Below are 22274 nucleotides of genomic sequence, written 5' to 3' on the forward strand. Positions count from 1 at the left end.
AGAAACCAATTAAATTAGTGAATATGCCATCTAAGATTTAAACGGCGAATCATGTGGTACATCGACGGCCACAACAGCGCACTGACCAGAGACGGCAACAAAAACCATAATACATCTGAAATCGAACCTACTCGTTCTTGCCACCAATAACTCATTAACTTAGTAAGCCCCAGCATTAAGAACACCATCATCGACTGTTGAAACAAATTAAACATCCGCATTCGCTGGTACAAGGTAAGACACAGGTAGGCAATCACCGCATACTTGATGGCATTCAGCCCGAGGTTATCTCCTTTGAAGATATCGACTACCAGCCCGACAAGCCAACAGCTGATAACCCCCACTTTGTAAGGAAGAAACATCACCCAAAAGATTAAAATCAACGCCATCCATTCAGGACGCGCCACAGCTAACCAATCAGGTAAAGGCCACAACTCCAACAACAAGGCACAGAAGATCCCCGCGCAAAATGGCCAGTACCAATTCTTGGGGGTATGATCATTCATTTCGCAACTCCAGCCTCTTTCTGGGCATTTCGCTCAATGAAATCCTGCTCTATTTCTGCTTTTGGCGTTTTCAATACCAACCACTGGCGACTGCGATCCAATTCAGCAACAGGCAACGCCTTAACCAACGCATACGGCCTCCCCGGATCGTGATAGACCGAGGTCACGCGTGCCACAGGGTAGCCTGGTGGAAACTTACCCCCCAAGCCAGAGGTGAGTAACAAATCCCCTTCCACAACATCAGCAGTATCGGCAACATAAATGAGTTTCAGTTCATTAATATCACCGGTTCCTACAGCAATGGCGCGCGTTCCATTACGATGAACTTCCACAGGAACCGCATGGGTACTGTCGGTAATCAAAAGAACACGAGAGTAGTGATAACCCACCTCAACAACTTGTCCGATCAGCCCTTTCGCATCAATAACCGGCCACCCTTCCTGAACGCCGTTATTTAACCCCACATCAACAACCGTACGATGCACAAACGGATCAGGATCAACGCTCACTACTTCCGTTAGCATATGATCAACATCAACACGTTTGGAACCACCCAAGGTTTCACGCAACCGGATATTTTCAGCCGTTAATGCCGCCATTCGTTGCATGTTCTTCTTGAGGATGATGTTCTCCGAGGCCAACTTCTTGTTCATTTCAATTAAGTCAGCTCGGCTGGTCAACATATCGTCGACTACTTCAGCGGTCTCGTAAGGAATGTCCAGTAAATGATAGAAGGGAACGGTGGTTAACCCAATTACACGCTTAGCCGGGTCCAACCAGTTGGTGGTCTTATCGATCAAAATCAGGATGGCAGATAACACAGCTACAATAAGTAACCGCATATAAAGAGATGAACCTGAACTAAAAATCGACTTCATGAATTCAGTATATCCAGAAATAAAAGCCCAACGCTAAACGACTGATCGGCCTTCATTTTTCTTATCAATTTTAAACAGCAAAGCCGCTTACAGCAGGCTGTAAACGGCTTACACAAGTAACAAGCACTTTACACAGGTGATGAATTCACCAAATGTTTACTCACCCGCTAATAGCGAGAACGACTGCTTGTCCATCATTTCCAGAGCCATACCGCCACCACGAGCAACACAGGTCAACGGATCTTCGGCCACAATCACCGGCAAGCCAGTTTCATGAGTAATCAGTTTGTCCAGATCACGAAGCATCGCGCCACCACCGGTTAGTACAATACCACGGTCCGCAATGTCCGATGCCAATTCAGGTGGACACTGTTCCAACGCACTTTTCACAGCCTGAACGATCTGAGAAAGCGCTTCCTGAAGTGCTTCCAGAATTTCATCGCTGTTCAAGGTAAAGCTACGAGGTACACCTTCCGCCAAGTTGCGGCCACGAACATCGATTTCACGAACCACGCCACCCGGGAATGCAGAACCAATTTCTTGCTTGATGCGCTCAGCAGTAGAATCACCAATCAACGAGCCGTAGTTACGACGAACATAAGTCACTATTGCATCGTCAAAACGGTCACCGCCAACTTTGACAGAATCTGCGTAAACAATACCATTCAAAGAAATGATCGCGATTTCAGTGGTACCACCACCGATATCCACCACCATAGACCCATTAGCTTCTTCTACAGGAAGACCGGCACCAATCGCTGCGGCCATCGGCTCATCGATCAAATAGACTTCACGAGCACCAGCGCCCTGAACTGACTCTTTAATCGCTTTACGTTCTACCTGAGTTGCCTTGCATGGAACACACACCAACACACGAGGGCTTGGGCTGATCATGCTGTTTTCGTGCACTTTATTAATGAAGAACTGAAGCATACGTTCAGTCACATGGAAATCAGCAATTACGCCATCTTTCATTGGACGAATCGCTGTAATGTTCTCTGGCGTACGGCCTAACATGCGTTTTGCATCTGTACCAACCGCCGCAACTGTTTTCTTGCCGTTGTGATTTCGAATAGCTACAACCGAAGGCTCGTCTAAAATAACACCCTGCCCACGGACGTAAATCAATGTATTTGCTGTACCAAGATCAATAGAGAGGTCGCTGGAAAACATCCCGCGGATTTTCTTAAAAAGACTCATATTCGCCTTAACGCTCTTATGCAATAGAGTGAGTAACCACCTATCCCTAGATGTTACCGAACAAGGATAGAAAGACCCTCACAATATATCGAAAAAATTGAGACAAACTGTACCAACCAGCCAACGCTAGAGCAAGCCATAAAGGCCTAATTCCGCATCTTTTGTTGTTGTTTTAATTAATATTCCTTGAAGCTATGTATTTTGTAGCCGAATTTCACCTAAAATACCAAGTTTATTTAAGAGCGCATTCCCTCGCACTTTCGCTGAATTCATCATATAGTTTCGAGCAACATGATAGTTTCAAACAAACTAGCCCATTCAGCACAACCCGAATATTTTGAAATGTGCTTAGATATGAACCACTAATCGGCTTCCAGTAGTTTTTCTGAAGAAAAATTGCAGCAACCAACAAGAGCAATGACAGATCATTACTCACGCTAAAGTCGAAACGTCATCCACAGGAGCAAGAGATGAGCATTGACCACGATCAGGTGGCAAAAATTGCTGAGCTGGCACGCTTAAATATTGAACCAGCTCAAATGGATCAATATGCGGAAAATCTATCCAGCATTCTTGATTTAGTTGATCAACTACAAGCAGCAGATACAGATGGCATTGACCCCCTTGCCAACCCACTAGATGCTGTTCAACGTCTACGTCCTGACCAAGTCACCGAAACCAATCAACGTGAGCACTTCCAGAAAAATGCGCCAAGCGCAGACAAAGGCTTATTCCTGGTTCCTAAAGTAATTGAGTGATTTTTTGTCACCCAGCAGCCTTAACCAAACTGGATTCAAAACACATTTAAACGTTTTATTGGACAGATTTCATGCATAACAAAACGCTAGCTGAGTTAGCTCAAGGTCTCCAATCCGGAGAGTTTTCCAGTGTCGAGCTAACATCACACTATTTAGACCGAATTAAATCTCTCGATGAGAAGACCAACGCATTCATTACGGTCACTGAAGAGCATGCGCTGGCACAAGCCAAGCAAGCAGATCAGTTACGGGCAGACGGCAAAGCAGGCGCTTTATCCGGTATACCTATCGCTCACAAAGACATCTTCTGTACCGAAGGCGTAAAGACCAGCTGTGGTTCAAAAATGCTGGACAACTTCATCGCGCCGTACGAATCAACCGTTACGCAGAAATGTAACGAATCCGGTTTAATCATGTTGGGTAAAACCAACATGGACGAATTCGCTATGGGTTCATCCAACGAATCAAGCTTCTACGGTGCCTGCCACAACCCTTGGGATCTGGATAAGATTCCAGGCGGCTCGTCCGGTGGTTCTGCAGCTGCAGTTGCCGCTCGCCTGGCACCTATTGCTACAGGTACAGACACCGGCGGTTCTATCCGTCAGCCAGCTTCTATGTGTAACATCACTGGTTTGAAACCAACCTATGGTCGCGTTAGCCGCTGGGGGATGATCGCGTTCGCTTCCAGTCTTGATCAGGCAGGCCCGATGGCACAAACCGCCGAAGACGCTGCAATGCTATTAAATGTGATGGCCGGTCTGGATCTGAAAGATTCCACCTCAATGGATCAACCTGTTCAAGACTACACTGCCGACCTTAACAACGGTTTAGAAGGTCTTCGTATTGGTCTACCGAAAGAATATTTTGCAGAAGGTCTGAACGGCTCTGTGAAAGCGGTGATTGAAGCTTCTATCAAAGAGCTTGAGAAACAAGGCGCGATCATTAAAGAAATCAGCCTGTCGACCACTAACCTGTCTGTACCTGCCTACTATGTTATCGCACCGGCAGAAGCATCAGCTAACCTGTCTCGTTTTGACGGTGTTCGTTATGGTTACCGTTGTGAAGATCCTCAAAATCTAGAAGATCTCTACAAACGTTCCCGTGGTGAAGGTTTCGGTGACGAAGTGAAGCGACGCATCATGATTGGTGCGTATGCACTATCAGCCGGTTATTACGACGCCTACTACAAAAAAGCACAGCAAGTACGCCGTTTAATCAAGAACGACTTTGCCAATGCCTTTAACGAAGTCGATGTCATTGCCGGCCCAACAGCACCAACCACGGCATTCAAAATGGGTGAAAAGACCAGCGACCCGGTCACCATGTATCTGGAAGACATCTTCACCATCTCTGTAAACCTGGCTGGACTACCAGCCATTACCGTACCAGCTGGCTTCGCTGACGGTATGCCAACAGGCTTACAACTGATCGGAAACTACTTCCAGGAAGCAAAACTATTGAACATCGGTCATAAGTATCAACAAGCGACTGATTGGCATAAGAAAACACCTGAGCAGTTTGCCTAATTGAAAGATGAATAGAGAGACCAAACGACCACCTTTTGGTACTCAACCATTAGCAAACATCACGAAATAAACTGCTCAAAGAAAGAGGAAGACAGTATGGAATGGGAAACGGTTATTGGACTGGAAATCCACGTTCAACTTGCTACCGAGTCCAAGATTTTTTCTGGTGCCAGCACCACCTTTGGTGCTGAACCAAATACTCAGGCGTGTGCCGTAGACCTTGGCCTGCCAGGTGTATTACCGGTAGTTAACGAAAAAGCCATCGAACTTGGCGTTCGCTTTGGCTTGGCGATCGATGCCGAGATCGGCATGAAGTCAGCATTTGACCGCAAAAACTACTTCTATCCGGATCTGCCAAAAGGCTATCAAACCACACAGATGGACTACCCGATCGTTGGGAAAGGCCATGTGGACATCGAACTGGAAGACGGAACAGTAAAACGTATCGGTGTAACCCGCGCTCATTTGGAAGAGGATGCAGGTAAATCACTACACGAAGACTTTGACGGTCAATCCGGTATCGACTTAAACCGTGCGGGTACGCCACTGCTTGAAATCGTTTCCGAGCCTGACATTCGCTCAGCAAAAGAAGCGGTAGCTTACGTTAAGAAGATCCACTCATTGGTTCAATACCTCGATGTGTCTGACGGCAACATGTCGCAAGGCTCTATGCGTGCTGACTGTAACGTATCCATCCGCCCGAAAGGTCAGGAAGAGTTTGGTACGCGTACCGAGATCAAGAACGTAAACTCGTTCAAGTTCATCGAGAAAGCCATTAACGCTGAAATCGAACGTCAAATCGATCTGATTGAAGACGGCGGCAAAGTAGTTCAGGAAACCCGTCTGTACGATGCCAACAAAAACGAAACACGTTCTATGCGTAGCAAGGAAGTAGCCAACGACTACCGTTACTTCCCATGCCCGGACCTACTGCCTATCCACATCACTCAAGACTATGTGGAAGCGGTACGTGAGAGCTTGCCAGAACTGCCAGATCAGAAATGCGAGCGATTCCAGAACGAACTAGGCCTTAGCCATTACGATGCGTCAGTCATCTCTGCCAGCCGAGCTATGGCGGATTTTTTTGAAACCGTACAAAGTAAGATTGACGATGCTAAATTAGCAGCAAACTGGGTAATGGGGGAATTGTCTCGTCTATTGAATCAAGATGACAAAGACATTACTGAAAGCCCTGTATCTGCAGATCAGCTTGCTGAAATGCTGACTCGACTCAAAGACAACACCATCTCCAGCAAAGCGGCTAAAACCGTAATTGAAGCTCTATGGGCTGGCGAAGGGTCGGTGGATGAAATCATCGAGAAGAAAGGTCTTAAGCAAGTATCTGACACAGGTGCTATTGAAGCCATCGTCGACGAGGTCATTGCAAACTGTCCTCAGCAGGTGGAGCAGTATGTAACCGCCGAACCAGACAAACGAGGCAAAATGGTTGGTTTCTTCGTTGGCCAGGTGATGAAAGCATCTAAAGGTGCTGCCAACCCTGGGCAAGTAAACCAAGTATTGAAAAAGAAACTGGATGCACTTTGCTAGTATCTTTTTAACCTCTTACAAGCCGGGTATACCACCCGGCTTTTTTTATGCCCTTCCCCCTCATCTTTCCCCATGCCCCACCTTGACACAAGGTGTTCAATTTTTGTTCAAAAAATTGAAACACAGTGTTGGCATTCTAGTTGCAATATTCTTGATGTTCTTAAGGAAACTCAAAATTACAAATAGGAAACAGGGGAGACTGCAAGATGGGCGCAGCAGAAGAACTATTCATTGAATCTTATGATCTAAAAGACGACGAACCTACGAAAGAGAAAGGGAAAAGAGGCCGCAAGAACACTGCCGCTAAGCGACTGGCCGCACGAAGGAGCATTGAAGCCTACCAGGAAGAGCGTCAGCTCACCAAAAATCTTGAAGAATTCTGGTTTGATGAACTTTAAAACGCATTAAACCTACCAGAACCATAGGTAACACCCTGTTACCTATGGTCACACACAAACCGTCACCACCCCACTTAAAAATCAACCACTTAGTCAGAAAAGCCCTGCAAAAACGCACCACAAAAGAGCAGATCTGCCCTTTCATAAAAATTTCATCGAAACGTCATATGTGGATTTCAGTCTTGCCCATAGCCCCAGCGAGGAACCATTGTTTGTGGTATCGAGAGCTGATCCAACACTCTGGCAACCACAAAGTCCACCATATCATCGATCGACTCAGGCTGATGATAAAATCCTGGTGCTGCTGGCATCACCACAGCCCCCATTCGACTCAACTTGAGCATATTCTCAAGATGAATCTCCGATAACGGCATTTCTCGGACCAACAAAATTAATTTCTTACGCTCTTTCAATACAACGTCGGCCGCACGCTCAATCAAATTGTTACTCGCACCACAAGCAATCGCCGATAGTGTGCCGGTACTGCACGGACAAATCACCATTTGCCCTGGGCCACTTGACCCTGACGCCACAGGAGCTAACCAGTCTTCACGGCCAAAGACCTGAAGCAAGTTGTCGCCAATGTCGTATTTTTCGACCAAATACGCCTTTAATGCATCTGGATTGGCAGGCCAGCTTTCTTCTGTCTCTGTGGTAATTACCATTTGCGCCGCTTTCGATACCATTAAGAATACCGGCACATTCTGGGCAAACAGGCACTCCATCAAACGCATGCCATATTGCACACCGGAAGCACCTGTCATTGCGACAGTAACGGGCGTTAATTGATTAGATTGAGTCTGCATACTTCTCTCAATTTCTGGACTGCAAAGTTGCTAATTGATCTAAAAGTTTTTGATGAATACCACCAAAGCTCCCATTGCTCATACAGACAATGTGAGTCCCTGGCTTCGCAGCTGCGCACACCTGCATAATCAATTCATTCAAATCCGTGACCACGATATTGTGAGGCGCATCACCAAGGTAGTCGGCTAACTGATAATCCAGAGTGTCAGCCTGATACCAATAGCTTCTGTCTGCGGATTTTACCGAGGCTTCCAAAAGGTCGTTATGAACACCCATTTTCATCGTATTAGAACGAGGCTCTAACACTGCAATAATCGGCTGCTCCCCTACTCGGCTTCGAACACCTTCCAGAGTTAAACGAATGGCGGTTGGGTGATGTGCAAAGTCATCATAGACAGTAACACCTGCGACTTGCCCCTTTACTTCCAGACGACGTTTTACATTTTTAAAATTCCCCAAGGCATCAGCTACCACCTCGGGTAAAATACCGATACTTCGCGCAGCCGCAAAGACGCCCAAAGCGTTTGATACATTATGCATTCCCAGCAGCGACCACTCGACGCGAGCGACAGTCTTACCCTCAAAGCTCACGTCAAATGCCGAACCATCAGGGTTCACCAATACAGCTTGCCAATCAGCGTCCTGACCGTCGATAGATAACGTGTTTCGATCACTCCAACAACCCCGTGCCAAAACATCCTGAACATTTTCTTCCATTGCTTGACTGATCACCATGCCATTCGAGGGCACCGTACGTACCGCATGATGAAACTGGGTTTTTATTGCTTCCAAGTCGCGAAAGATATCCGCATGATCAAATTCGATGTTATTAATCAACAAGGTATTTGCATGGTAATGTACGAACTTTGAACGCTTATCAAAAAACGCACTGTCGTACTCATCCGCCTCAATAACGAAAAAATCACTTTCGCCAACACGAGCAGAAACACCAAAGTTTTGAGGCACACCACCAATCAAATAGCCCGGTTTAAATCCAGCAAACTCCAATACCCAAGCCAACATACTCGATGTAGTGGTTTTTCCATGAGTACCCGACACCGCCAACACCCACTTATCGCGCAACAGATGATCACCTAACCATTGCGGACCAGAGGTATAAGGAATATTTTCATTAAGAATTCGCTCAACACACGGATTTCCACGGCTCATGGCATTGCCGATCACCACCAAATCCGGCTTGGAATCCAGCTGGGCAGGATCAAACCCTTCGATAAGCTCAATACCGGCCGCTTCCAGTTGGTCACTCATCGGCGGATAGACATTTGCATCCGAGCCCGTCACTTTATGCCCCAACTGTTTCGCTATCTGCGCCAAACCACCCATGAAAGTGCCACAGACACCGAGAATATGAATATGCATATCGACTGAAATCCTTTGCTTAAACCGTCAAACCAATGCTTTAGGTATTATAGAAACCAGCGCACACACGAGCATAAAAGAAACACATCATCACGCTGAATTTTGACATTCGTCGACAAAGCATAACCCTTGCCTTTTCTCGTCGCAAAATTTTCCTTTTTTAGATAGAATTGGCGGCAATTTTTTACGGTTAAACGTTTGGAGCTTAAAGAATGACCACAATTAAAGACGCCTTAACGCAGCAAGGGTGTGATGCCTCGCTTATTGACGTAATTCAACGAATTTTGTCTGCCAGCAAGGACATATCTTTTAGATTGCAACAAGGCGCTCTAGCCGGAGTTCTTGGCTCAACCGAAGATGAAAACGTACAAGGTGAAACTCAAAAGAAGCTGGACGTTATCTCTAACGATCTTTTGAAAGATGCACTAAAACAATCACCTTACGTTCATGGCATCGCGTCTGAAGAAGAAGATTTTGCCGTACCTGGCAATGACGGTGGTCAGTACCTGGTAACCTACGATCCGCTGGATGGCTCCTCCAATATCGACATCAATGTTTCCGTTGGCACCATTTTCTCGATCATGAACACCACCGGCAATTCAGATCTTGGTGAAGATTTCCTTCAAGCAGGATCTAACCAGGTGGCAGCAGGTTACGTTCTTTATGGTCCATCCAGCATTCTTGTAATCACAACCGGTCAAGGCGTCTCTATGTGGACACTGGATCACACCATCGGTGAGTACGTACTTACCAACGCTAAGGTTCAAATCCCGGAGCAAACCAAAGAATTCGCAATCAACATGTCTAACCAACGTTTTTGGGCAGAGCCTGTTCAAAACTACGTTGCGGACTTGCTGGCCGGAGAAGAAGGTCCGATTGGTAAACGCTTTAACATGCGCTGGGTTGCCGCGATGGTCGCAGAAGTTCACCGTATTCTTACTCGCGGCGGAATTTTCATGTATCCATGGGACAGCCGTGAACCAAACAAGCCAGGTAAACTACGTTTGATGTATGAAGGTAATCCTATGGCGTTTTTGGTCGAGCAGGCAGGCGGTTTATGCTGTACCGATAAAGAACGCATGTTGGACGTTCAGCCAACTGAAATCCATCAACGTGTTCCGGTATTCCTGGGCTCAAAAGAAGAAGTAGAAAGAGCAGCGTCGTACCACAATTCCTAGTACAACGGGTGGGCAGTGCTGATTCCCAGTTGTACTACAACGATCGGACTGCAAACAAGTTGCACAAGAATAACAACGGGGTAATCCCCATCCGGGCTAGGTCTAGGCCAAGCCCAAGAAACTAACTACCTACTCTATCGAGCGGTTAAGTTTCGACTTAACCCTCGACGCTGATCGAAAGATCAGCCTAATATCGAGGAATAGACTGTGGCAAACTTTTTTAAACAAATTTTCAAACCAAAATGGCAACATAAATCAGAAGATGTAAGAGCAACTGCAGTATCACAACTTTCCGATCAGAACCCAGAGCAAAAAGACATTCTGATCCAGGTGTTAACCAACGATACCTCCGACAAAGTCAAACAAACTGCCATTCTTCAAATTTCCCAACTCGATCACCTGATTGAGCTAAGCCACAGCAACAACAAAAGCATTCAATCTCTCGCTCAAGGTCGACTCAGCGACACGCTTTCAATTGAAAACAAACAAAACTGGCCTAAAGACCCGCAACAAATTAGAGACTTGGTGATCTCCCTACCAAATCTACCAACCATCAGCGAACTGGTGTCGCAAATCACCGATCAAAAACAACTGGCTAAAATTGCAGAGCAAGCACGAGTGGCTGCGGTTCGACAACAAGCGACCGTTGAAATTTCCGATGAAGCCATTCTTGAAGAGTTAGAGAAAGCAGTAAAAGGCAAAGACAAAGGTTGTCAGAAAATTATTCGTGACAAGCTTTCTTCACTGAATGAAGCACGCGAACGCCAAGCGATGGCGGAAGCTGAGATCATCCAAACCATTCAAGCCGCAGAACAGCAGGCAAAACTGCCTTATCAGCCTTTGTGTGAAGCAAAACTGGATACGCTACAAACGCGCTGGAACAAAATTAAAGCCGATGCAAACAGCGAGTATCAAGCACAGTTTGAAACCGCACTAAACCAGTGTAAGCAAATCATCGCCGAGCATTATCATGCAGAAAGTGAGAAGCAGGCTCAGGTTGAAGCACACAAAGACGCTAAGGAAGAGCAGGAAGCAACAATTACTCTGCTTGAAAGCGAACAAGATGGCATCATCGAACAAGGCGACTTCAACAGCCCGGCCTTGAATGCGTTACTTAAAACACAAGCCAACCGTTGGCAAGACAGTTGCGAGACCACCAAACCATCCAAGTCTCTGGAAAATCGTTACGCTCGTGTCTGTAAATCCCTAGAACACTTCATTCAAGCCAAAGATACTCTGGAAGAAAAGAAAGAAGAGCTGCAAGCCCTTCTGAATTCTGAGACGCCTGATCTGGACGCGTTGAAATCCTTCCTGGCTTCACTGAACTGGCCGTCAGAGCTTAAAGAACCAGAATTACTGACTCAGGCTCACAATGCCTTGGGCGATGCACAGAAAGAGCAACGCCGTGTTCGCAGCAACCTAAAGCAAGACTGCAAACAAGCAGACGAATTACTGTCTAAGGCAGAAGAGATGCTGACCGAAGGCACCCTGAAAGGAATTTATCATAACCTTCGTCAGGCTCAGGAACTGATGCAAAGTTGGCCAAACGAGCGCAAGATCAATAAGCGTCTACGTCAACTTCAATACAAATTCAAAGAAATGAAAGACTGGCAGGACTACGCGGTTCTTCCAAAACTGGAAGAGTTGTGTGATCGCATGGAGTCTCTGGTTGATGCTGACATGCCGCTAGAAACCCTGTCGTCACAGTTAAAACAAGCACGTAACGATTGGCGCGAACTGGGCTATGGCGACAACAACTATGGCCAGGCGCTTTGGCATCGCTTCAAAGATGCGTCCGACAAGGTCAATGAGCGCTGCAAACCTTACTTTGAAGCCGTGGGTGCATTGCGTGAACAGAACCTCGAACTCCGCAAATCCATCATTACACAGCTGACCGAGTTCGTTGAAAAAGTCGATTGGGAAAAAGCGGACTGGAAAGTCATCGACAAGCTATACAAGCAATCCATTGAAGAATGGAAGCAAGCAACGCCGGTGGATCGTGCAGAAGTGAAGAAAATCCAAGACAGTTTCGATCAACCTTTGCATTTACTGAAAGACCGTATCAAAGCTGAGCGCGATAAGAACACTCAAACCAAACAAGATCTTCTTGAGCAATCGAAAGAGTTACTATCGCTTGATAATCTGAAACAAGCTACCGATAAAGCGAAGACGCTTCAGAAGCAATGGCAAGAAGTAGGCATCTGTCACCGTCGCCAGGAACAACACCTATGGAAGGAATTCCGCGAGGTCTGTGATGAGCTGTTCGGTAAGCGCTCGGATCAATGGAAAGAGCAACAAGATCAACGTGAAACTAATCTTCACCAAGCCGCTGAGATTATTGACCAGATCAAACAACTGGCTCAATCAGACGTTGAAGAAGCCAAAGAGCTGGCTGCAAAATTAAGAGAACTGCAAGGTAATTATGGGAATTTAGGCAGTCTGCCAAGAGACCATTATGAAGCCTTGGAAGAACGCTATCGTGAAGCGTCTGATCTCGTTAAAGAACGCATGTCAGAACTGAAGCGAGCTCACAAAGCAAAACAAGGTGAAGCGCTGGTTGAAAAACTTCGAATCTATCAAAGCATCAGCACCAAGTCGTTGCCAGAAGACGAAGCAACTCAACAATGGCAGGCCCTCAACATTGACGATGATAAGCTTGGAAAAGTGTTGGAGTCAGCATGGAGCGCCCTGCTTTCTGGTAAATCCAGCCTGCAACCAACTACTGAAGATAAGTTACGCGAGTTGTGTATCCGCAGTGAAATCATTGCAGACAAGCCTTCGCCAGACGCAGACCAAAGCTTGCGTATGTCTCTGCAAGTTGAGCGTTTGTCTCGCGGCATGACATCAGGTGAGAATCAAAAGGAAACAACCACTTCGTTGCTTTCTGAGTGGTTAAGCCTGGAAGTACCAAGTCATAACTTCGACGAGTATCTCAATCGCCTACTGGTGGCGCTAGAGTATAAGTAATGCGCTTGAATGCCCTGACGTCTCAGGTCAGGGCATTCAATCAAGTCGTGCCATGCAGCCGAACGATGCAGATTAAGTTTACTGACGTTCAACCGCCAGTCGATCGTAAAAATCCTTAATCCACAAATCAAATTCTCCCGACTCCTTTGCCGCTTTCAATGCATCATTGAATTGCTGAATAATCTGTTTTGCGTCTTTTCGTTGCTTCGAGACAATAAAGTACAATCCTGCCTTAAAGACTGAATTCTTGAACACCTTCACCTTGAGTCCACCCACATGACTGAACAGCGTGTATTCACCTGTGAGTTTTTCTATCGGAATGATATCCATTCGGCCCTTCTCCAAAAGACGAAAACAGTCTGGTAAATCCGAAGGTGAATAGACCGTGAAATCCATCAATGAGAGCAGAGGTTCTCTTAATTCTTCAACGGAATAGCCATTCGGACGGCAAATACGCGTCCAGTTTTTCTGCTTTAACAGCTCAACAGACCACTCCTCTTCTTCTACTTCATCACGTACAAACAAATAGCTGCCAATATCAAAAACGGCTTCAGAATAATAAAAGTCCTTATCTCGCTCTTTATCCCACACATATGGGAAGGTACCTAAATGTATTCCCTGCTTTGTTTGTTCATAGCCCCGAACCCAAGGTTGATAAATGATCTCGTTGTCGTAATAGTTTTCGGTCTTATCAAATATTTTTTTAATGATCGGCACCATCAGACCGTTTTCAGGCAGGCTTTTATCGACATAGGGTGGATACAAATCCCCAGTGGTAATTGTTTCCGTACCATGTGCCGCGGAAGCCATCCAACCAAAGCAGGAGATCACAAGGCAAACCCGGATCATAACCAAGAATTTGAAATTCATTTTTGCTTCCCAGTTAACATCTTTATATGATGGTCTGAACTTAGAATAATCAAAAAAAATAATAACTACTTAAGGATAGAATATGCGTCCCATTCTGGCTGTCCTCTCAGCAAGTTTTTTAACATTTGCTTCTCAGAGTCATGCAGAGTTTCAGATTGATTCCATCGGTGCGGGTTATTGGGTAGAACAAAATCCTTACATAGAGGTCTATCACGAAACCGAATTCGGGCTACATCCCCAAGTCTTTTTTGGACCTGAAGTGGTGGGAGTCAGTGTCAAAACGGATCCACTTATTGAGAAGTATGGTGTAGGCGTCGCCCCTTATTTCGGTTTAGGTGGGGCTGAAAGCGATGTTCAAGGTTTGTTAGGTGTTGAGTTCGATAAGCACTTCAAAGTATCGAATCATCGTCTTGATGGCTATTTCCGTTTAAATGTCGACTTCGATAACACCGAATTCATGTTAGGCGCTCGTTATTTCTTTGACAGCAAAGAATAATCCGACCAAACAACATACATACTCTTTCGACCTAACCCGTCAATCGAGACGCATACCAATGAACATTAAAGCAGTTATTTGTTTCAGCATTATCATCACCTGCCTTTTTTCACTAGAGAGTCGAGCGGGAGGCAAGCACTCGCCCTTACTTATGCTGATTAGCAACAAATTGAAGATTGAAAAATTGATCACTGCTGCAGAAGAAAATCCACAGCAATGTAAAACCACTGCAGACCAGGCATGGAAATTACTCAAACCCAGTCTGCATATGCTGCGGGAATACAGCCAGGAGAAAGCAGGTAACTACCTGAATCAGGAAGCTTATGCCACCAGCTTAGAACAACGCGCTAAGATGCTGGAAAACTTTTCTAACCTGATGGATAAGGTCTTTCACCTCAAAGAAACCTGTTAATCACCTGCCTGAACCGGCTCGACGCTTCCTTCAGACGGATCATGTTCGTTTGCCGAAGCGTCACCGCCCTCCACTCGACGTAACACAAACTTAATCACATCCCGCCACGTCAGAATGCCCAACAAGTTTTTCTCGTCGTCCACCACAGGCAAACAAGAGACCGATTGTTCGATGATGGTACGTAAGGCACGGGCAGCACTGGTATTCGGATACACAGTCAACGGCCCTCGACTCATAAACTGATGTGCAGGTTTTCTCAGAACTTCAATTTCCGCCACCGTGGCATTACCAGACTCTACACGAGGTGAAATATGGTAGAGCACATCACGATCAGAAATCATCCCGATCAACTTATTATGCTCATCCACCACAGGTAGATGATGAAACCTGTGTTGTTTGAAAATCTTCCATATGTCGGAGAGAAGCGTATCCATCTTCACCGTCTCGACGTTAGGAGTCATTAAATCTGATACTTTCATCCTTTTTCTCCTGCTTGTTGCTGCATCCTTTCTAAGAGTATAGAAGTTTCTTTTGTAACCAAGTACTTAAAAATGTGTCGCTAAAAACTCGGCCACACGTTGCTCAATCCAATAACTTCCATCGGGTTGGAACGAAACAAATCCGACATGCCCGCCATGTTCAGGCGTTTCCAGATAGACATGATCCAACGATTCCAGTCTTGAGTATGGGTATGCGGATTCAGATAAAAACGGATCATCCTTGGCATTCACCACCAATGCCGGTATTTGAATTTGATCAAGATACCCCAGGCAACTGGATTTATTCCAATAATCCTGCGCATCATCGAAGCCATGCAAAGGCGCGGTATACAGATCATCAAATTCCTGGAAGTTTTTGATGCGTGCTAATGGTTCCGTAGGAATATCAGGAAATTGGCTATGCTTCAGATGCATCTTACTGCGAAGGTCTTTCAAGAAGCGCTTCATGTAGATTTGATTCTCACGCTTGGCCAACTCATAAGCACACCCTTCCAGATCACACGGGACAGAGACACCAACCACAACGCGAACTTTCGGATCTAAGCTCCGGTGCTCTCGGCCACAATGCAACAGACTGAGATTACCCCCCATGCTAAAACCGACTAAAGCAATGTGATCGTAGTCTTTTTGAGCGTGCTCAATCACCTGAGCTAAATCTTCGGTAGCACCACTGTGATAAAAACGTTTTTGTCGATTCATAAAGGGACCGCAAGAACGGAAGTTCCACGCCAGAGCATCGTAGCCCATTGCGTTCATTTTACGGCACATCCCTAACACGTAAGGACGTTCGCTGTGACCTTCCAAGCCATGCGAGACAATCACTAACTTACGATTCGAGGCCCCTTGATTGATACGATACCAATCCAGGCAAAGCAAATCCTGATCATCCGTATCAATGGTTTCTCTGGCACTGAATGGCAAATGCAGTTTACGGAATAACGATGGATAAATGGTATTCAGATGTCCATTCCTTAACCACCAAGGCGCACGGTAACTCGAACGCTCAATCAACATAACAGCTTCTCCAAGCCTCAATTCCAATAGCGCTATTAGGCCGAAAACACCTATAAAGGTCAAAACACATTCTCAGACTAGAACAAAATCAAACACCGGAAAACTTGACCTAAAAAATGAATAGTGGTTCACTTCTTCAAAATATGAATCGAGATTCACACTATGGTTTATCGTGCTACTGCCAACACTCAGGCTAAAAAAGCCGAAAGTCGGGAACGACTTCTTAATGCAGGATTAGATCTTGTGCTAGAGGCAGGTTTCACTCAGCTCACAATCAACAGAGTTGCTCAACGAGCTCAAGTTGCTACTGGCACTGTCTATCGATACTTCGCATCAAAAGGCGAACTCTGCGAAGAGATCTTCTTAAAAGCGACCAAGATCGAGCTGGCAAAAGTCACCGAAACCTGCAAAACCCCTGGCAAGTCGCCCTATCAACGAATGAAAACGACCTTATCCGAGTTTGCTTACCGTGCGATTAAAGGTCGCCGATTGGCTTACGCGCTGATAGCCGAGCCGGTAGACAGCATGCTGGATGAAACCCGTTTGCAATTTCGACGAGCCTACGCAGAACAATTTTCCGATTTGATTAGCGAAGGAATTGAAGCTGGCGACTTTCGAGAACAATCCCCGATGATTGCAGCTACAGCGATTGTTGGTGCTATTACCGAGGCACTGGTTGGTCCCCTATCCCCAAACAACTGCAATCCGATTGAGAGTCAAAAGTTGACCTCGGACATTGTGGACTTTTGTATGAAGGCGATATCACAAAGGGCCTGACCTTAAAGGCAGCAACAAAAGAAACGACTCAAAGACAGAATTTAAACGTCAATCTAAGTTATAGGCAAAAGAGATGACTCACCACAGCAGCAATAACAATAATAACCAGAGCAATAAAAACCAGAACAATAACAGCCAGGTGTTATCTGAAACACATGAAGTGTTTAACCAACTGCATCCACTAGAAAATCAAAATATTTATACTCAGGATACAGCACTGCAAGAAGCGGTCGCGCGCAACGGAGGCAGCTGGGCAAACGAAGAACTCAGCCAATTTGGTAAACTCACAGGTTCCTCAGACGTCATCGAATGGGGCTTCCTGGCAAACAAACACAAGCCGAGCTTCAAAACCCATGACCGCTTTGGCCGTCGAGTGGATCAAGTAGACTTTCACCCGTCGTATCATCACCTGATGCAACAGTCGATTGAGCACGGTTTGCATTCCAGCCCGTGGACACATCCCCAGTCTGGTGCCCATGTTGCCCGTGCAGCCAAGACCTATATGCAAAGTCAGGTAGAAGCCGGTCACGGTTGCCCGATTACCATGACCTTTGCGTGTACTCCCACCTTCTTGAAACAGCCTAACGTTGCAAAAGAGTGGTTGCCTAAAATTCACTCAACGCACTATGACCCAAGCAACAAACCCTATTTCGAGAAGTCCGGTTTAACCATCGGTATGGGCATGACCGAAAAGCAAGGCGGTTCGGATGTCCGGGCCAATACCACCCGAGCAACGCCCGTTGCACAACCAGGCCCGGGAGAACTCTACCAACTGGTCGGGCACAAATGGTTCCTGTCTGCGCCTATGTGTGATGGCTTCCTCGTCCTCGCGCAAGCAGAAGGCGGCTTGTCATGCTTCCTGGTTCCACGCTGGCAACCCGATGGCACCCGCAACCCACTGCACGTACAGCAGCTGAAAGATAAAATGGGAAATGTCTCCAATGCGTCCAGTGAAGTGGAATTCCGTGGTGCCGTTGCCTGGTTAATTGGCGACGAAGGTCGAGGCGTGGCAAATATTCTTGAAATGGTGGCATTAACCCGATTCGACTGCATGATAGGCTCATCAGCCGGAATGCGTCAGGCCGTCAGTCAGATCATTCATCATGCACAGCACCGCAGTGTGTTCGGCAACACACTGATCGATCAACCACTGATGCAAAATGTGCTGGCGGACCTGGCCTTGGAAAGTGAAGCCGCTATGTCACTGTCCTTCCGTATGGCCAGAGCCCTAGACAATATGGCAACAGATGAGCACGAAGCGTTATTGCTGCGAATAGGAACAGCCGTTGGTAAATACTGGATCTGTAAACGCACGCCGGCTCATGCCTATGAGGCGATGGAATGTATCGGGGGTGCCGCTGTGATGGAGGACTGCATCATGCCACGGCTCTATCGTGAAGCCCCGATCAATGCAATCTGGGAAGGCAGTGGCAACGTGCAATGTCTCGACGTGCTTCGGGCAATACAAAAATCTCCTAAAACACTCGATGCCTTACTGCATGAATTAAACTCTGCGCACGGTAAAAATTCAGACTTCGATTTAGCCTTCAATCAAGCAAACAATATGCTGAAAGATCTGTCGAGTTTCGAATCTCAGGGCCGAATCATTGTTGAAAAATTAGCCACTTTATTACAAGCAAGCGTATTGATAAATGCAGGTAACGAGATGGTTTCAGACTTATTCTGTGCCGCACGTCTCAACCCTGACGCAGGTAATTTGTTTGGCACGATACCGACTCAAAACATCAACAAATTCAATCTTAAGGATTACATTAGTAGAGCATCACTTTAAGGAAAATCATCATAATTAGTGACAAAAAGAGTGATTTCTTGACGTTTTTTTGACCATAAAAATCACTCTGTAACCAAATGTAATCTCAGACATCGGAATTTATAACAAAAACACAACAGATTAAATTTCATACAAGTGTGACAATGTTCACATCCTTTCACAGTATGTGAGCGTTTGAGAGCGTTTTGGATCTTTCATTTTTGTTTTGGCCGTCTTTTTTGGACGGCTTTTTTATGCCTGCATGTTTTGGAAAGTCTTTGCTAAAACATTCTCCCGTTGGATCATTTTTCGCAGTCGTGAACACCGCTTTTTGATCGGTTCAATTATTGAACAATCCTTCCCAAAAACTTCTACAGACCAATTCGAACATCCTTCATATACTGAGAATTAGATTAGCTTTGTAGGTCTTCTTACAGAATTCACGCAAGGTTAATGCTTCCTTAAGTGCTAGCTTTTGTTATTTAGGTTCGGGTTTTCCGGACCTTTTTTTTTGCCCGAAATAAGCCATTACTCTGTTCAAGTCAGCCCAGTCAATTACTTAAAGCGTTTTAACAAGCATTCCTTGGCATCCGACACCAAACGCGTCAAATAATCACTGCCACCGCGATCAGGATGTACTTTCTGCATTAAAGATTTGTATGCTTTGAGAATGTCTTCTTTGCTGGCGTTTTTATCCACGCCAAGAATCTCATAGGCTTCTTGTTCAGACATCCGGCCTGAATGGTGATTACCGTTAAAGTCAGCCTTCTCAGACTGCCCCGCATTATGTTCATGCAATACATCCGCAAAGCTGCTTTGCCATTGATCGCCATACACCTGCTGTAGAAAGGCAGCCAATAACTGTGCAGACTTCATCTCATTAGCCAAACAATCTCTTAAGAGTTGTTTAAGCTCTGACTCTGATAAGTCACTCAAATGCCGGCCTTTAAACCCGCCTTTCAATACCGTGCCATTCACTTTGCCTGACATTGGGCTGACATTCAGTTCTACCCACTCACCGTGTAAATGACGTTGCTGCTGTTTGCGCTGCTGCCATTGAAACGCGTAAGGAATAAGCCGTTGCAGGTAAGGAAGTGCTGACTTCATTAACGGCAGTAACGCACCAATAGCCGCAGTAATCCAATGAGCCCGCCCTGTAAGGAACAACAAGATAAGCAGGCCAGCCAATCCCCACAGCCCATAAGTCCATAGCACCTTCCCCTTTGGCTTGGATTCCTGTTGATTCCACCAACGAAATGCGTACCAACCGATAAAGACAATTGCGACAAGTAAGAGAAATCTAGACATCTACCAACCTACACGAATCAAACTAAAACAGACCAAACTAAGACACTTCAAACTAAAACAGACCAAACTAAGACACTTCAAACTAATACGAATCAAACCACTACAATTCATTTGAAGTGAATCAACCACAAAGAATCGACAAACTCAGCCGAACAAAATGTTTCGATTGAGATACAAAATGACAAAATGCAATCGTCATAATCCAGTAAAATATCGAACCTGATCACATTTTTGGAAATACATTTACAGTACATGCTAATACAGACCGCACACCATACCATAACTGTACATCAAGATTTTGTCGTGATTGTACCTCACCCTGGCTATGAGCTTACGTCTCAATGTATATCAGAAATCAAAGCACACATTGCTGAGACCGGTCAGAGAAAACCAATTTTGTTCTTTCCTCATAGCAAATACTCAATCGGCTTTTGCGCGATGAAAGAACTGATTCGAATACAACAGCATTTACAGGTAGGTATTGTGTCCGGCTCCGAGCGAACCCGAATGGTATTTGATTTCCTTACCGACCTTTGTAAAGGCGTCGAAATTCTGCCTGACACGAAAGCGATGATTCACTGGTTGCAAAGAACACAAAGCATGAGACTCAGCTCATAAAGTAAACAATTTCAGTTGCAATACTGAAAAGAGCAACGCACTATTTGACCCTCTGTGTACTATTGAGTTCAGTGCTTACGTGAATAACGACTCGACGAAAAGTACACCCACCTATAATGACAAGAACAAATAGCTAAACCAGCTTTAGACGGAAGATGTTCCCAAGTGAACGACTGTACTACCGATCAAATCAAAGCCACGCTGGATCATGGATTCAAACGGCTGGCATTTCCAGACGCATCATTAGAAAAGCAATATCAACGCTTTTTCTTTGATCATTATTTCCGGGCGGCGTTATTTCCGCTCATAGTTGGCTTGGCTTTCTATCTTGGGTTTATTCTGGCCGACTCGTTAATCATTCCTCAATTGCTCGATAAAAGTATTCTGCTTCGTTCTACGATTGCCATTCCGGGCGCCCTGTTTCTTTGTTTATTGAAATGGGGGCCACATACCCGTTGGCAATACATTATGGCAACCATCGTCTTATGTTTGATCAATGCATCCATCGTTTTTCTAGGCTATTGGGCCGCTAAACAAGGACAGCACTATTATCAAAGCGGCACGCTGCTGGTCATTATGCTTGGCTGCACTCTGGCTCGATTACCCTTCATGTATGCGTTGATCAGCACCACATTGATGATTCTCAGTTACGGCTTAATTATCGGCATTCCTCAAGCGTCACCACCCGATATCTTTATGAACAATCTATTTATCTTTTTTGGTGTCGCCTTCTTCGGTCTTGTGAGTAACTACCAGGTCAATTACGGCCTGCGCCGGTCCTATCTACAAAGCTTGCTACTCAATGCCGAGAATCAAAGCCTCTATCAGGAAAAGCAACGCTTCGAACACATTTCCCACATGGATCAATTAACCAGTCTGTATAACCGACGCTTTTTGGATGAGCGCTATCCGGAACTTTGGCAACAGGCCTTCAACGATTCATCCAATCTCAGCGTACTGATGATCGACATCGATCGTTTCAAAGAATTCAATGACCTGGCTGGACACCATAAAGGGGATGAAATCTTGGTGGAGGTTGCCACCACGCTGAAGGAATCCGTACGTTCCAGCACCGATTTGTTAGCTCGCTACGGTGGAGAGGAGTTTATCCTGATCTGTCCGAACACGACGCTCGATCACGCAATGATGCTGGGAGAAAAACTTCGCCGCCAAGTGTATAACCAAACAATAGCTCACCCTGCCGGTGGTATGTTGTCAATCAGTATAGGGGTTGCCAGTACCATTCCATCCGATCTCGAACGACGAGAACAAGAGCATTTACAGAAAATCGCCGATCAGGCTCTCTATCAAGCCAAGCTTAACGGAAGAAATCGAGTCGAGTCGGTTGATCCTTAAAAACAC

Annotated in this window: 21 protein-coding genes; 12 read left to right on the forward strand and 9 right to left on the reverse strand. The window is 45.7% G+C overall.

Features of this window, described 5'->3' with window-relative positions:
* Positions 1–14 precede the first annotated feature (14 nt).
* The 3 genes from mreD to QQL66_RS09090 all read right to left on the reverse strand — a co-directional run bounded on the left by mreD (position 15) and on the right by QQL66_RS09090 (position 2584).
* A complete protein-coding gene (gene mreD, locus QQL66_RS09080; protein ID WP_284380876.1) occupies positions 15–506 on the reverse strand; it encodes a rod shape-determining protein MreD in 492 nt (163 codons plus the stop codon).
* Positions 503–1384, reverse strand: a complete 882-nt coding sequence (mreC, locus tag QQL66_RS09085) for a rod shape-determining protein MreC (RefSeq protein WP_284380877.1) — start codon at positions 1382–1384, stop codon at positions 503–505. Before mreC ends, mreD begins: the two co-directional genes overlap by 4 nt.
* Positions 1385–1540: 156 nt before the next feature.
* Positions 1541–2584: a rod shape-determining protein gene (locus tag QQL66_RS09090; protein ID WP_284380879.1), complete on the reverse strand. Its 1044-nt coding sequence runs from the start codon at positions 2582–2584 to the stop codon at positions 1541–1543.
* 470 nt (positions 2585–3054) lie between these two features.
* Between QQL66_RS09090 and gatC the strand changes: the two genes are divergently transcribed.
* The 4 genes from gatC (at position 3055) to QQL66_RS09110 (ending at position 6814) form a co-directional block, all read left to right on the forward strand.
* Complete coding sequence (gene gatC, locus QQL66_RS09095; RefSeq protein WP_284380880.1) at positions 3055–3342, forward strand: Asp-tRNA(Asn)/Glu-tRNA(Gln) amidotransferase subunit GatC; 288 nt, start codon at positions 3055–3057, stop codon at positions 3340–3342.
* 71 nt (positions 3343–3413) lie between these two features.
* The gene (gatA, locus tag QQL66_RS09100) at positions 3414–4868 is read left to right on the forward strand and encodes an Asp-tRNA(Asn)/Glu-tRNA(Gln) amidotransferase subunit GatA (protein ID WP_284380881.1); all 1455 of its coding nucleotides are present in this window, start codon (positions 3414–3416) and stop codon (positions 4866–4868) included.
* 96 nt (positions 4869–4964) lie between these two features.
* The gene (gene gatB / locus QQL66_RS09105) at positions 4965–6416 is read left to right on the forward strand and encodes an Asp-tRNA(Asn)/Glu-tRNA(Gln) amidotransferase subunit GatB (RefSeq protein WP_284380882.1); all 1452 of its coding nucleotides are present in this window, start codon (positions 4965–4967) and stop codon (positions 6414–6416) included.
* 206 nt (positions 6417–6622) lie between these two features.
* Positions 6623–6814: a PA3496 family putative envelope integrity protein gene (locus QQL66_RS09110; RefSeq protein ID WP_284380883.1), complete on the forward strand. Its 192-nt coding sequence runs from the start codon at positions 6623–6625 to the stop codon at positions 6812–6814.
* A 176-nt stretch (positions 6815–6990) separates the two neighbouring features.
* Here the strand turns inward: QQL66_RS09110 and QQL66_RS09115 are convergent, their stop codons facing one another.
* Together QQL66_RS09115 and mpl are read right to left on the reverse strand one after the other, a co-directional pair.
* Positions 6991–7620: a flavin prenyltransferase UbiX gene (locus QQL66_RS09115; RefSeq protein WP_284380885.1), complete on the reverse strand. Its 630-nt coding sequence runs from the start codon at positions 7618–7620 to the stop codon at positions 6991–6993.
* A 7-nt stretch (positions 7621–7627) separates the two neighbouring features.
* Positions 7628–9001 (reverse strand): UDP-N-acetylmuramate:L-alanyl-gamma-D-glutamyl-meso-diaminopimelate ligase, encoded by a 1374-nt coding sequence (gene mpl, locus QQL66_RS09120; RefSeq protein WP_284380886.1) that lies wholly within the window; start codon positions 8999–9001, stop codon positions 7628–7630.
* A gap of 212 nt (positions 9002–9213) precedes the next feature.
* Here mpl and QQL66_RS09125 point away from each other — a divergent pair, with 212 nt between their 5' ends.
* Both QQL66_RS09125 and QQL66_RS09130 read left to right on the forward strand, forming a co-directional pair.
* Positions 9214–10179 carry a class 1 fructose-bisphosphatase gene (locus QQL66_RS09125; protein WP_284380887.1) on the forward strand — a complete coding sequence of 322 codons (966 nt, stop codon included), beginning with the start codon at positions 9214–9216 and terminating at the stop codon, positions 10177–10179.
* 207 nt (positions 10180–10386) lie between these two features.
* Positions 10387–13146: a DUF349 domain-containing protein gene (locus QQL66_RS09130; protein ID WP_284380888.1), complete on the forward strand. Its 2760-nt coding sequence runs from the start codon at positions 10387–10389 to the stop codon at positions 13144–13146.
* 78 nt (positions 13147–13224) lie between these two features.
* Here QQL66_RS09130 and QQL66_RS09135 read toward each other — a convergent pair whose 3' ends face one another.
* Positions 13225–14016 (reverse strand): substrate-binding periplasmic protein, encoded by a 792-nt coding sequence (locus QQL66_RS09135; RefSeq protein ID WP_284380889.1) that lies wholly within the window; start codon positions 14014–14016, stop codon positions 13225–13227.
* An 82-nt stretch (positions 14017–14098) separates the two neighbouring features.
* Here QQL66_RS09135 and QQL66_RS09140 point away from each other — a divergent pair, with 82 nt between their 5' ends.
* The gene (locus QQL66_RS09140) at positions 14099–14512 is read left to right on the forward strand and encodes a hypothetical protein (RefSeq protein ID WP_284380890.1); all 414 of its coding nucleotides are present in this window, start codon (positions 14099–14101) and stop codon (positions 14510–14512) included.
* A 58-nt stretch (positions 14513–14570) separates the two neighbouring features.
* Entirely contained in the window at positions 14571–14924 is a 354-nt protein-coding gene (locus QQL66_RS09145) for a hypothetical protein (protein WP_284380891.1), read from the forward strand.
* Here QQL66_RS09145 and QQL66_RS09150 read toward each other — a convergent pair.
* Both QQL66_RS09150 and QQL66_RS09155 read right to left on the reverse strand, forming a co-directional pair.
* The gene (locus QQL66_RS09150) at positions 14921–15403 is read right to left on the reverse strand and encodes a CBS domain-containing protein (RefSeq protein WP_284380893.1); all 483 of its coding nucleotides are present in this window, start codon (positions 15401–15403) and stop codon (positions 14921–14923) included. The two genes, QQL66_RS09145 and QQL66_RS09150, sit on opposite strands and share 4 nt — an antisense overlap.
* A 66-nt stretch (positions 15404–15469) precedes the next feature.
* Positions 15470–16438: a YheT family hydrolase gene (locus QQL66_RS09155; protein ID WP_284380894.1), complete on the reverse strand. Its 969-nt coding sequence runs from the start codon at positions 16436–16438 to the stop codon at positions 15470–15472.
* Between the two features lie 162 nt (positions 16439–16600).
* On the opposite strand from QQL66_RS09155, the gene QQL66_RS09160 reads away from it, so the two are divergent.
* Both QQL66_RS09160 and QQL66_RS09165 read left to right on the forward strand, forming a co-directional pair.
* A complete protein-coding gene (locus QQL66_RS09160; RefSeq protein WP_284380895.1) occupies positions 16601–17215 on the forward strand; it encodes a TetR/AcrR family transcriptional regulator in 615 nt (204 codons plus the stop codon).
* A 73-nt stretch (positions 17216–17288) separates the two neighbouring features.
* Entirely contained in the window at positions 17289–19007 is a 1719-nt protein-coding gene (locus tag QQL66_RS09165) for an isovaleryl-CoA dehydrogenase (RefSeq protein ID WP_284380896.1), read from the forward strand.
* A 534-nt stretch (positions 19008–19541) separates the two neighbouring features.
* Here QQL66_RS09165 and QQL66_RS09170 read toward each other — a convergent pair.
* On the reverse strand, positions 19542–20294 hold the full coding sequence (locus QQL66_RS09170; RefSeq protein WP_284380897.1) for a DnaJ domain-containing protein: 753 nt from the start codon (positions 20292–20294) through the stop codon (positions 19542–19544).
* 303 nt (positions 20295–20597) lie between these two features.
* Between QQL66_RS09170 and QQL66_RS09175 the strand changes: the two genes are divergently transcribed.
* Positions 20598–20912, forward strand: coding sequence for a hypothetical protein (locus tag QQL66_RS09175; protein ID WP_284380898.1), 315 nt, complete (start codon positions 20598–20600; stop codon positions 20910–20912).
* Between the two features lie 165 nt (positions 20913–21077).
* Positions 21078–22268, forward strand: coding sequence for a GGDEF domain-containing protein (locus QQL66_RS09180; protein WP_284380899.1), 1191 nt, complete (start codon positions 21078–21080; stop codon positions 22266–22268).
* Positions 22269–22274: the final 6 nt, after the last annotated feature.

Origin of the sequence: Litoribrevibacter albus, assembly GCF_030159995.1 — a bacterium.
GTDB lineage: Bacteria > Pseudomonadota > Gammaproteobacteria > Pseudomonadales > Litoribrevibacteraceae > Litoribrevibacter > Litoribrevibacter albus.